At 62.2% G+C, this 11,883-nt stretch carries 10 protein-coding genes and 1 pseudogene; 7 read left to right on the plus strand and 4 right to left on the minus strand.

Annotation, left to right across the window (positions count from 1 at the left end):
* Window positions 1–191 precede the first annotated feature (191 nt).
* The 6 genes from AC0L3X_RS25480 to groEL all read left to right on the plus strand — a co-directional run bounded on the left by AC0L3X_RS25480 (window position 192) and on the right by groEL (window position 6,444).
* Complete coding sequence (locus AC0L3X_RS25480) at window positions 192–1,232, plus strand: 2Fe-2S iron-sulfur cluster-binding protein (RefSeq protein WP_063986107.1); 1,041 nt, start codon at window positions 192–194, stop codon at window positions 1,230–1,232.
* A gap of 49 nt (window positions 1,233–1,281) precedes the next feature.
* Window positions 1,282–2,385 carry an aromatic/alkene monooxygenase hydroxylase subunit beta gene (locus tag AC0L3X_RS25485; RefSeq protein ID WP_063981232.1) on the plus strand — a complete coding sequence of 368 codons (1,104 nt, stop codon included), beginning with the start codon at window positions 1,282–1,284 and terminating at the stop codon, window positions 2,383–2,385.
* Between the two features lie 46 nt (window positions 2,386–2,431).
* Window positions 2,432–2,788 carry an MmoB/DmpM family protein gene (locus tag AC0L3X_RS25490; protein ID WP_028150059.1) on the plus strand — a complete coding sequence of 119 codons (357 nt, stop codon included), beginning with the start codon at window positions 2,432–2,434 and terminating at the stop codon, window positions 2,786–2,788.
* Between the two features lie 111 nt (window positions 2,789–2,899).
* Window positions 2,900–3,943 (plus strand): amidohydrolase family protein, encoded by a 1,044-nt coding sequence (locus AC0L3X_RS25495; RefSeq protein WP_063981233.1) that lies wholly within the window; start codon window positions 2,900–2,902, stop codon window positions 3,941–3,943.
* A 5-nt stretch (window positions 3,944–3,948) separates the two neighbouring features.
* On the plus strand, window positions 3,949–4,737 hold the full coding sequence (locus tag AC0L3X_RS25500) for a metal-sulfur cluster assembly factor (protein ID WP_256376462.1): 789 nt from the start codon (window positions 3,949–3,951) through the stop codon (window positions 4,735–4,737).
* Between the two features lie 78 nt (window positions 4,738–4,815).
* A complete protein-coding gene (gene groEL, locus AC0L3X_RS25505) occupies window positions 4,816–6,444 on the plus strand; it encodes a molecular chaperone GroEL (protein ID WP_063981235.1) in 1,629 nt (542 codons plus the stop codon).
* A 94-nt stretch (window positions 6,445–6,538) separates the two neighbouring features.
* On the opposite strand, the gene AC0L3X_RS25510 is transcribed toward groEL, so the two are convergent.
* Together AC0L3X_RS25510 and AC0L3X_RS25515 are read right to left on the minus strand one after the other, a co-directional pair.
* Window positions 6,539–7,429 carry a sigma 54-interacting transcriptional regulator gene (locus AC0L3X_RS25510; protein ID WP_354097260.1) on the minus strand — a complete coding sequence of 297 codons (891 nt, stop codon included), beginning with the start codon at window positions 7,427–7,429 and terminating at the stop codon, window positions 6,539–6,541.
* A gap of 498 nt (window positions 7,430–7,927) precedes the next feature.
* A pseudogene (locus tag AC0L3X_RS25515) lies at window positions 7,928–8,521 on the minus strand (GAF domain-containing protein); the annotation flags it as partial.
* A gap of 383 nt (window positions 8,522–8,904) precedes the next feature.
* Here AC0L3X_RS25515 and AC0L3X_RS25520 point away from each other — a divergent pair.
* Window positions 8,905–9,051, plus strand: a complete 147-nt coding sequence (locus AC0L3X_RS25520; protein ID WP_187388109.1) for a hypothetical protein — start codon at window positions 8,905–8,907, stop codon at window positions 9,049–9,051.
* Window positions 9,052–9,167: 116 nt separating this feature from the next.
* On the opposite strand, the gene AC0L3X_RS25525 is transcribed toward AC0L3X_RS25520, so the two are convergent.
* Both AC0L3X_RS25525 and AC0L3X_RS25530 read right to left on the minus strand, forming a co-directional pair.
* A complete protein-coding gene (locus AC0L3X_RS25525; RefSeq protein ID WP_063981237.1) occupies window positions 9,168–10,142 on the minus strand; it encodes an HlyD family secretion protein in 975 nt (324 codons plus the stop codon).
* The coding region (locus tag AC0L3X_RS25530; RefSeq protein WP_473316960.1) for an ABC transporter permease at window positions 10,129–11,883 on the minus strand (1,755 nt) is incomplete at its 5' end. The genes AC0L3X_RS25525 and AC0L3X_RS25530, both read right to left, overlap by 14 nt.

Raw genomic sequence — 11,883 nt, forward strand, 5'->3', positions numbered from 1 at the left:
GGGGCTCCCCCGCGCTTCCCCCGAGGGGGGGCGGGGGGCCGCGGCCATAAACCCTATGGGGAAACAACAAAACCCCCCCCAACAACCCTTTTTTTGGGGGGGGGGGCCCCCTTTGGGGGCCCCCTCTTGCCGGGACCGGCAACGGTTTGCCGATCGTTCTGTACAACTGCCACGACGACAGGGCCGGGATCATGACGGACGTGCGGGTTCACATGGTTCGTTTCGAACCAGTGGGTATCGAGATGGAAGTGGAAGAGGGCGAGACCGTCCTGGATGCCGCGTTTCGTCAGGGCATCTCGCTGATGCATGGCTGCAAGGAAGGTCAGTGCGGCAGCTGCAAATCAAAGCTGGTCGAGGGGGACATCGAGCTTCTGAAATACTCGACCTTCGCCCTGCCGGACTACGAGAGCGAGACCGGCCACATCCTGCTGTGCCGGACGCATGTCTACAGCGACATCAGTGTTGAATTGCTCAACTATGACGAAGACCTGCTCAGCCGTTCGATCGCGGTGAAGGCATTTTCCGGCCGCGTGGCAGGGATTAGCGCGCTGACGTCAGACATCAGATTGCTGGAGATCGAGATCGAGAGGCCGATGAAGTTCTGGGCCGGCCAGTACGTCGATCTGACGCTTCAGGATGGCACCATCACCCGCGCCTTTTCGATGGCGAACCCGCCCGGAGAAGGCATCAATCTCCGCTTCATCATCAAGAAATATCCGAACGGGGCGTTTTCGTCCCAGCTTGATGGGAAGTTGGCCGTCGGCGACGCCGTGATCGCCAAGGGGCCGTATGGCACCTGCTTCCGGCGCGAAGAACGTCCGGGGCCGATGCTGCTGATCGGCGGCGGCTCGGGCATGTCGCCGTTGTGGTCGATCCTGGCCGATCACATCGGGAGTGGCGAGCAGAGACCGGTCCGGTTTTTCTACGGAGCGCGTACCCGCGCCGACTTGTTCTACCTCGATGAACTCGCGGCCATCGCGGCGCGGCTGAACGATTTCAAATTCGTGCCGGCACTGTCGCATGCGGAGACGGGTGACGGCTGGGACGGCGAGACCGGACTGATCCACGAGGTCGTGCTGCGCCATCTGCGCGAGGAGAAGCTGAGCGGCGCCATCGACGCCTACGCGTGCGGGCCGACGCCGATGATCGACGCCGTATTGCCCGTGCTGCAAATGAACGGCGTCGAGCCGGACCACATCTATTTCGACAAGTTTACGCCGGCGGTGCGATGACGGCGTTCGAGGTTCGTCGCAGAACAGAATGGCAGAAAGGGAGTAAGCAATGAGCGCGCAAACGAGCAGAGCAGCAGCGACCAAGCCTGCGGCAATCGTCAAATCCGGAGCCGCGGGGGCCGCGGTTTTCCCGGGCTCCGACAGCCGCAAATACAACTACTTCGAACCGAAGGGGCGCAAGGCGACCCATTACGAAGACATGACGGTCGATGTTCAACCCGATCCGGAGCGCTATCTGCTGCAGGATTGGATCATCTCATTCCCTGACGGAACGCCGACCTACTCCAAGGACTGGACGGCGGCAAAAAGCTCCAACTGGCACAAATTCCGGGCTGTCGACCAGGAGTGGGAGCGTACCCATTACCAGCGCCAGTCGACGATCTGCGGCATGGTGCAGAACACCATCGAGAATGGCCGGAAATCGGGCGCGCCGACCCGCTTCGATCCCGCCTGGGTGAAGATATTGCAGAACCATCTCGGAGCCTACAAGCATGCCGAGTTCGGTCTCGGCACCTCGACGATGCAGGCGCAGCGTTACGGCTACACGCAGATGGTCAACAATGCGATCTTGACCAACTCGTCCTACAAGCTTCGCTTCGCGCAGGACATCACTCTTTATCTGAGCGAAATCGGCCTCGACCTTCCAGGCTTCGACATTGCCGCCGGCAAGAAGCACTGGCTGGAAGATCCGATCTGGCAAGGCGTGCGCAAGTCGGTTGAATCAGTGATGGGTTCAAACGACTATCTCGAGCAATATTTTGCGACCAATGCGGTGTTCGAGCCGCTGGTCGGCGAACTCTTCCGCTCAGGCTTCCTGATGCAGGCGGCGTCTGCGCAGAACGACTTCATCACTCCGGCTGTCGTCTCCGCTGCGGAAGCCGACTATGAGCGCAATCTCGCCAACACCGTCGAGCTGTTCCACATCCTCGGCACTGATCCGACCTTCGGGGCGCAGAACCTTGCGTTGTTCAACAAATGGTTGGCCAATCATGCCGATCTCGCGCTCGATGCCGCCAATCATTTGCAGCCCATCTGGTCGCAGCCTCGGGTCAAGGTCGCGGCTTTCGCCGATGCCATGGCACACGCGAAGAATCGTATCAGGGGTATCGCCGCCGAGCTTGGCCTGACGGTTCCGGCCGGACTGGCGTCGTAATCGGCATCGCTTCACGCCCTCACACTCAATCCTTCTGGAGACCGACATGCTGCACGAGAATGACAACATCTTCAAATCGATGAAAGACATCACGTTCGAGGACACGGTGTCGCATCAATGCGGAGTGACAATGAACGATAGCGTCGAGGCGCGCGCTATCGCCGAAGTCATGAGCCGTCATGAACACATCAAGGTGACCTACATGCCGGCGATGATCCGTATCGATGGCGACGGCAAGATGGAATTCAAGATGGATGAGATTTCCGAGGAGTTGGGCCGCGTCATGACCCCGCATCTCTTCGAGATTTCAACCTCGACGCATTACGGCCGCATGGTCATGACGGATGACAACACCGTCATGCTGTTCGGCGACATGAACGAGATGATGAAATACATCGTTTAATGATCGCCAGCGAACCAGCCTGGCCGGCACCAGAGCCGGCCGGGCTCATTTCGACGACATCAATCGCGCCTCACAACAATACGCAATATCCAGCGGAGCGGGAGTAACGCCATGTACAGGACGGCCAAGGGTGAAGAGATTTTTGTCATCGATGGGCATACGCATTTCTGGGATGGTAGCCCGGCCAACCAGAAGAACATCCACGGCAAGCAGTTCATCGACTGCTTCTACGCCTATCACTCGAATCTGAGCCCACCGTCGGAGAAATGGGAGAAGGAGAAGTTCGAGAAGTACGACGCCAAGACGATGTTCGACGACCTGTTCGTCACCGGTTACGACGACATGGCGATCCTGCAGCCGACCTATCTCACCGACTTCTACAAGAACGGCTTCAATACCACCGAACGAAACTCGGCGATGAAGAAAAACCATCCGGACCGCTTCATCCTGAACGGCGCCTTTGACCCGCGTGACGGTACCAAGGGAATCGAAGACCTTCATGCGCTCGCCGAGAAGCACAAGCTGAAGGGTGTCAAGCTTTACACCGCCGAATGGCGTGGCGAGTCGAAGGGCTACAAGCTCACCGACAAGGCGTCCTACCAGTATCTCGAGGCGGCGCAGAAGCTCGGGATCAAGAACATCCACGTCCACAAGGGGCCAACGATCATCCCGTTGAACCGGGATGCGTTCGATGTCGCCGATATCGATGACGTCGCCACCTCGTTCCAGGATTTGAACTTCATCGTCGAGCATTGTGGCTTGCCGCGCCTTGACGACTTCTGCTGGATCGCGACCCAGGAAACCAATGTCTATGCCGGCCTCGCGGTGGCGTTGCCCTTCATCCATTCGCGGCCGGGGTACTTCGCCCACGTCATTTCCGAACTGCTATTCTGGGTCGGACCGGACAAGATCCTTTACGGCAGCGATTATGGCATCTGGACGCCGAAATGGCTGATCGACAAGTTCATGGCATTTGAAATTCCGGCCGACGTCACCAAGGAGACCGGTTCGGTGCTGTCGATGGAGACGAAAATCAAGATCCTTGGTCTCAATGCCGCGCGTATCTACGGCATCGATGTCGAAGCGCAGAAGAAGAAGATCCAGGCGGGCGGCGGTTATGCCTACTTGCCCGAAGCTGTTCACGCGCCGAGGTGATGGCCATGAAGCGTGGCGTTGAGGGGAGGGAGCGGCCGAGAAGCCATTCGTCAGATGACAGGCAGGCGCAGATATGGGCCTGCCTGCGAGACGTGATGGACCCGGAACTCGACGAGTCCGTCATCGACCTGAATTTCGTGACCAGGGCCGATGTCGACGCGAAGGATCGGGTCCACATCGAGTTCCGCTTGCCGACCTATTGGTGCGCTGCCAACTTTTCGTTCCTGATGGCGGACGACATGCGCCGGTCCATCAGCGCGTTGGACTGGGTCAAGGGCGTCAGCGTGGTCTTGGGTGAGCACATGTATGCCGACAAGATTAATGCGGGCCTCGCGCAGGGGCGCTCGTTCCAGGAAACGTTCGGCGCCGAGGCCGATGGCAGCCTCGATGATCTGCGTCAGACATTCCTCGTCAAGGCGTTCCAGCGCCGGCAGGTTGCGCTACTCAGTCACCTCGTCGCGCTGGGGCAATCGGCGGCAGAGATCGTGAGCCTGACGTTGACGGAGCTCGGTTGCCTGCCGCTCGACGATGCAGGTGAGACGCTGATTCAGCGCTATCTCGAGCGACGTGCCGTCGTAGGTCCGGCAAGCGGTGGTGAACCCGCCTTTGTCGATGCGAACGGAGCGCGGCTGAAAGCCGACGGCCTTGCCGCATACCTGTCGAATCTACGGCGCGTGGGCATCAATGCTGAATTCAACGGCGCACTGTGCCGCGGCCTGCTTGCCGCGCGGTTCGACCTCGACACACCGTTCGTACCGAAATCGAGGACGATGCCGGCGTCGCCGGGCACGTAACAGGTGCCGTGATGCGGGTGCGCAGCATCGATAACAAGTCCAGACCAGACGACCTCAAGGCAAAGTCGGGGATATAGAATGCCGAAGATCATGTTGCACGATGAAGCTGCGCGGGCCGCGCTGGGCCGGGGCGTCGCCAAGCTCGCCAAGGCGGTACGCGGAACGCTGGGTCCGAGGGGCATGAACGCGATCATGGACCGACCGATCGGCACACCGATCGTGTCGCGCGATGGCGTCAGCATTGCCAGCGAAATCGAACTTGAATGCCCGTTTGAGAATATGGGCGCGCAGGTGTTGCGTGAGGTTTCAGCGCGAACCAATGAGGTAGCCGGGGACGGCACCACCACGGCCACCGTGCTGGCCGATGTTCTTGTGCAGGAAGGCCTGAAATGTTTAGCGGCCGGCGCCAATCCGGTCGAGCTGGTTCAAGGGCTGGAGCTGGCGGTTAGTGAGACCATCACGGCGTTACGACGGTCGGCGAGACCGCTGCAGGGGTCTGCTGGCCTGCGGGCTGTTGCGAGCATTGCCGCCAACGACACAGCGCTTGGCGATATGGTCGGCGAAGCCTTCGAACGTGCCGGCAATCACGGAATCGTCGCGGTGGAATTTGGCAACACGGTCGAGACGACGCTGGAAATCGTTGAAGGCATGGCCTTCGATCGCGGCTATCTTTCACATCATATGGTCACCGATGTCGAGAAAATGCAGGTGGTTCTCGACAGTCCGTTCATCGTCATGACCGATCTCAAGATCCAGACCGGGGAGCAACTGGCTGGTGTGATCTCGCTCATCGAAAAGAGCGGGCGACCTTTGCTGATCATCGCCGAGGAAGTGGCGCCATCTGTCATCATGCAATTGCTGGCGCGTCGGGAGAAATCCAATTTCAAGGTTGCCGCGATTCATCCGCCGGAGTTCGGCCATTGGCGCAAGGCGATGCTCGAGGATATCGCGATCGCGACCGGAGGGCGCGTTATCTCGGCCGATCTCGGCGGGAGGCTCGAGAAGGTGGAGCTGCACGACCTCGGGTCCGCGCGCCAAGTGCGCATTTCCGCCTCGAAGACCCTGATCACGGCGGGAGGTGGCGATCAGAAGGCCATCGCGGCGCGACGCGAGCAGGTGTTGCGCCAATACGATGTCGCTCCCGAAAATATTGAGCGCGACAAGTTCCAGGAGCGCATCGCAAAACTGTCCGGCGGCACAGCGATGATTCTTGCCGGCGGCGCGACGCCGGTCGAGCAAAAACGCCGGACCCAGTTGATCGAGGATGCGATCAACGCGACCCGCGCCGCGATCGAAGAAGGCATTGTGCCGGGCGGCGGAGTGGCTTTGCTCAGGATCGCTGCAAGGCTCGACGAATTGATCAACCGTCTGGACGGAGGCGCCAGGCAGGGCGCCGAGCTGCTGCAGCGCGCGCTCAGTCGGCCTCTTTTCTACATTGCCGCCAATGCCGGTCTGAATGGAGAGGCGGAAGTTGCGAGAATTGCCAAGGCCACGAATGGCTACGGGCTCGACGTGCGCAATGGCTCGGCGGTCGATCTTGTCGAAGCTGGCATCATCGACCCGGTCAAGGTTTGCTACAGCGCGGTTCGCAATGCGGCATCGGTGGCCGGACTGATCCTGACGACTCAGACCTTGATCGCCAAGAAGCCGGATGACTACGATCCGACCGCTGGCCCGGCCCGGGGTGGTGGAGCTGAGCTGCTTTGAGCGGAGCCGATCATCGGTTCGAAGCGACCGCGCTCCGTCCATAGTAGGGCATGCTGCGATACTCGTAGCATCGGCGATTCGAGGCACTATGGCATCACTCGGGCTTCTTCTGCCCCAGTGCGCGATAGATGGTGTTTCTTGAGACGCCGAGGCGTCGCGCGGTTTCGCTGACGTTTCCGGCGGTCTCGGCATACACCACAAGGATTCGCGCGCGGTGGATGTCGTGGAGCGATCCGGACTCCGCTCCGGGGTGTTGAACGATGCTCTCCGCGCTGGCTTCGCTGATAGAGCCGTCCGCAGCGGCAAGGGTGAATCGCGCCAGGACGTTGCGGAGCTCGCGGACGTTGCCAGGCCAGGGACGTGCGGCGAGATGCGCAATGTCCGTCCGCGTGATTTCGCAATTCGGGTCGATCGCATTGAGCAGATGGCGAACGATGGCATCAAAGTCGTTGCGATCCCGGAGCGGTGGCAGGTTGACCTCGAGCGTATTGAGACGATAGAGCAGGTCGGATCGGAACCGGGCTTCGGCGATGGCCTTGTCCAACCTGGCATTGGTGGCGGAGATGAGAAAGACATCGACCTTCGATCTGACGCCGCCGACGGGGCGCACGGTCCAGTCGTCGAGCAGGCGCAGAAGCACCGCCTGCAGCGCGACGGGCATGTCGCCGATCTCGTCAAGGAACAGCGTGCCGCCGTCGGCCTCCTTGACCAGTCCAATCGCGCCGCCGCGCCGCGCCCCGGTGAATGCTCCGGCGGCATAGCCAAACAGCTCGCTCTCGATCAGACTTTCCGGCAGGGCGGCGCAATTCACTGGAACGAACGCGCCGGTCCGCCCACTCGCCATATGGGCGTGGCGGGCAAGCTGTTCCTTGCCGGTTCCGGTCTCGCCTCGGATGAGGATGGGCATCTTGCGTGCTGCCGCGGTCTCGACTTGACGGACGATGGCTCGGACCGCGGGGTCGTCCGCAACGAAGCCGGCGGCCATGCTCTGAAGAGACCGTGGTTCCGGCTTTGAATCCTTTCGGGCAGATGATGAGCTCGCGGTCTCGCGACCGTCAGATTCGGATCTCGATTTATGGACGTCGCGATGCGTGGTCAACTGCCGTCGTCGCGCATGCAGCACCACGATGGCGCCGATGCCGGAGCGTTCGTTCTCGACGAAGTTGAAGCTCGCGTTCGGAAGCAGCTCCTTCAACCTGCTCGGCCACTCATCGAAGGGAACCGTCTTCAAAAAGCGGGTTGGCGCGTCGTTGTAAATGCCGTGGCGATCATGCTGGAGTGCGTTCAGAGCACGCTCGGTGGCGTGGAGGATCGTGCCACGACGATCGAGCACGATGCATTCATCGTTCGCCCATTGCGATCTCCTGCCGAGAAAGCGGCACAGCAACTCCTCGTGTTCCTGTCGGACCGATTGGGCCAGAACGCTTTCCACGTGATGGCCGACCGCGACGGCCAAAGCCAGGCTCTGCGGATTGAAGGTGCTTGCAGGACCCGAGATGTCGACCACGCCAAGCAGTTCGCCATCGGTCGGGTCATGAACCGGGACGGCAGCGCAAGTCCACCGCTGCACCTCCGAGCAGAAATGCTCTGTACCGTGAATTTGGACAGGTTTCGATTCCGCTATCGCGGCGCCAATCGCGTTGGTGCCGATGTCGGCCTCGCTCCAGCGTCCTCCGTGTTCGAGATGGACTGCGCGGCCGGCGTCGATGACCCTGTCGTCGCCCTGCGTATCGATGATCAGCCCACTCGGATCGGTGAGGATCATGATTGAGTTTGCATCGCGCAGAAATGTTTTTGAGTTCTCGAGAGCGCAGCGGGCGGCATGACGGAGCGAGGCGTATTTGGAGCGATGACGAAACAACTCGGCGTCCGCGACCAGCGGCGCTCGCGCACGGTCGACGGTGACGTGATGGTTCCTGGATCGCTGCCACGACGCTGCGACCGATGATCTCAAGTCGGATGACAACGCTCCGCGCTCGACGAACTTCTCCCACGCCGCCAGCACTTCTCGTTGGTCCATCCCGGCTCCTCCGACGTGAAAGGTGCTGGACCCGCTCATGACGGGCCCTGCGATCATTCACCTGAATGCGGGGGAGTGCCTGCCGCAACTGCCGGTTCGCTCACGTAAAGTCCGACGGTAAGACCCTTCCCGGCCGCCGTGACGGCCGTCTGAATCGGATTCCATATCCGTCGCACCCGCCGTGAAGACGACCGCGCCTTCCGATCAAGCAACCCCTTCAGCGTTCCACGTCCCGAACGTCCCAGGCCTTTCTCTCAAGCCCGTTGACCGGATCAGCCTATACATTTTGAATGGTTCTAGCAAAGGTAGCGATCGAAGTTCCGCTGGGCCGCGGCTCGATCTGTTCGAAAGTCCGGGCTAGGCGCGCTGTAGTGCGGCGCAGCATCAGGGAATTGGGCGGCGCGCGCTAGTATCTTCGGTCATCCGCATGGGCCGCAGCTATGGACATCGGGGTGATTCACTTCCTGAAGAACGTGATGATGGCGGGCGGACTGCTCCAGATCGCGGCTTTCGGTGCGGGCGCTCTCAGCATCGACAACCGCGCGAAGAATACGGCGCCCTACACCGAAGCCGCCGTCACCAGCTAGGCTGAATTCGAATTCCGCAAGGCTGTTGAAAAACCCCAGTGGTCTCAATGACTGCTGGGGCTTCATTTTGCAGACGGTCGGAACCGCTTGGTTCCGCGAGCTCAAATCACCGGGGTTTAGGGGCCGATCCAGACGGTCATGCCCGGCTCAAGGCCTGCTAACTCTCCCTTCGGGTCGAGGCGCAGGCGAAGCGTGTTGCGGTCGTGATCGCCGATGACCCGCTCAGCTTGCCAGGTGGCAAACGTTCCGAGCGGCCGCAGCTCGGTGATGACCGCCTTGGTCGCGCCATTAGCGCCGTTCCGCATCACGTTCGCTGTTTCTCCCATCGCGAGACGATCGAGATGATCCTCGCGCACGTTGAACGAGAGCCATTGCCTGCCCGCGGCCTCGACCATCAGGATCGGTTGGCCCGCGCGAACATTTTCGCCGACCTCGGCGGCGATGACGCTGACCACGCCGTCGGCCGGCGCGCGCAACACCATCTTGTCGAGGCGGCGCTCGAGCACGGTGACCGCGGAGGCCGCAGCCTGCACCTGAGCGTCGGCGACCGCGCGCTCTTCCCGGGTCGGTCCCGCCACGGCCGCATCGTAATTGGCCTGGGCCTCCGCCACGCCGGCACGCGCGCTTGCAACGTCATTCTCGGCCTGGTCGAGCGACTGTTGGGATTCGAAGCTCTGGCGCGCCAGCGTGCTGGTCCGTGTGAGCTGAGCCTGCACGTAGTCGAGGCGGGCGCCGGCCTTGGCGATGGCGGCTTTCAGCGAATCGACCTGTTCGCGGCGCACGCCGGCATAGACGTTGTTGCGGCTTGCGACGGCGGACGCGAGCACGGCACGCGCCTGGTCCGCCTGCGCCGTCAACTCCACCGCCGAGAGCCGCGCCACGACGTCGGCGGCCTTCACAGAGGCACCCTTCTCGACCGCAATCGAGACCAGCTGGCCGTTGACCTCCGGCTCGACCCTGATCTCGGTCGCGCGCACGACGCCGACGATGGCGGCGGGCGGTGCCGCGTGGCGCATGACATAGAGCAGCGCGCCCGCCGCGACCAGCGCGAGCGGAATCGCGACGAAGGCGGCAGGTCTAAGGTTGGACATGTCCCTGTCTCCTCCTGACGGCAAATGCCGAGATCACCGCGAGCGCGAAGTAGCCGAGCGCCAGGCACCACAATGCGAGCCAGTCATGCGCAACCTCCCAGATACCGGCGCCGAGCTGGTTGACGCGCACGAGGCCGTCGATCGCGGAGTCGGCCGGGAATAACCGGCCGAACGCAAGGGCCACGTCCGGAATTGCTTCGCGCGGCCACGCGAAGCCGGCCATGAAGAACTGCGGCAGGCTCGTCGCCAGCAGCAGGATGGTTGCGTTCTCCGGCCGCGTGAACCAGGCCCCGACAGCCTGCCCCATGAAGCTCGTTGCCAGCAGAAAGACACTCGCGAGCGCGAGGATCTGCGGAAGATGGCCGAGTGTCGAAAAACCGTAGATCCGCGGCAGCACGATGAGATAGAGCGCGAGCGCAGGAAGGTAGACGGTCAGATGCGCGATGCCGCGGCCGAGCACGCCGGCAAAGGCTGCGCCTCCGCTCGCCAGCGCGGTGCCGGTCAGCATCGCTGCGCCGATCAGCAGGGTCTGCTGCAGGATCAGGATGAACGCCGCCGGAACGACGTAGCTCGCATAGCCGCCCACCGGGTTGAAGATCGGCTGCAGCAACACGTCGGCCGGGCTCGACGTCGCGAGCTTCGCCTTGACGAGGCTGCCATCCGAGCGCGCGCCGCGCGAAACGAGCTCGGACGTCAAGGTTCCGATGGCGGTGGCGACCCCGCTGGCGCTCGATCTGAAGATGAACAGATAGGTTGCGTCCGCATAGACGGGTATGTGGGCGGTGATGCCCTTGAGCACGTCGCGTTCGGTGTCGGGTGGAATCTCGACGGCGGCAAAGGCCTGCCCGCGATCGATCGCGCTGTGCGCCTCGGCGAGCGTTCGGGCGCGAACCGTCACGCTTAATGCGCCGCTCGCGTCCAGCGTCTCGACGATCTGCCGGCTGAGATTGCTGAGATCGTTATCGACGACCGCAATCGGAAGCTTGCGAAGGATCTGGTTCAGATAGGGCTGCGGATAGTAGATGCCGTAGACCAGGGGAGCGAGAAACAGCAGAGCGAAGGCGCCCCGCGTTCCCAGCACGCGCCGCCACTCCGCCACGAAGGCGCCGCCGACGCCGCGCGGTGTGGAGATGACCTCGTGTGGCTCGGCAGGCCGCGCTGTTGCAAACCATCCCTTGCGGGTGACGTTCGCCATGCGCATCCACGCCAGGCCGGCAAAGAGCAACGCCAGGCCCGCAAGCGCCGCGAAGGGAATAGCGGAATCCGCGACCGGCAATCCCCGCGCGGCTTGTCCCAGCAGGACGGCCATGTACCAGCGAAGCGGCAGGATCGCGCTCCATGTCTGCGCAAAGGCATTCATGCCGATGGTGGGAAAGCCGACGCCGGCATAGCCGAATGCGGGCGAGGCAATGAGGCCCGCAAGCCCGAGTCCGGTGGCGAGATCGCCGACCAGAAGCTGGAGCAGGGCGCCGAGCGACAGATAGGCGATGATCAGCAGCGAGGCCGCAGCGATCATCAACGGCAAGTCGCCCTTGAAGGGAATCTCCAGCACACCCTCCAGGAACAGCGGCTCGGCCAGCATGATCAAAATGAAGATGCAGAACAGCGGCGCGAGCTTGCCGGCCAGCGCGACAAGCGGATCGCCGCCGGCGCTTTCGAGCCACGCCCGCGCGTCGCGGCGGCGGAATTCGGAGCCGACGGAATAGCCGGCGGCAAGGGTAATCACCACATGGATGATGGT

It is taken from the genome of Bradyrhizobium sp. MI1.7 (assembly GCF_055811795.1).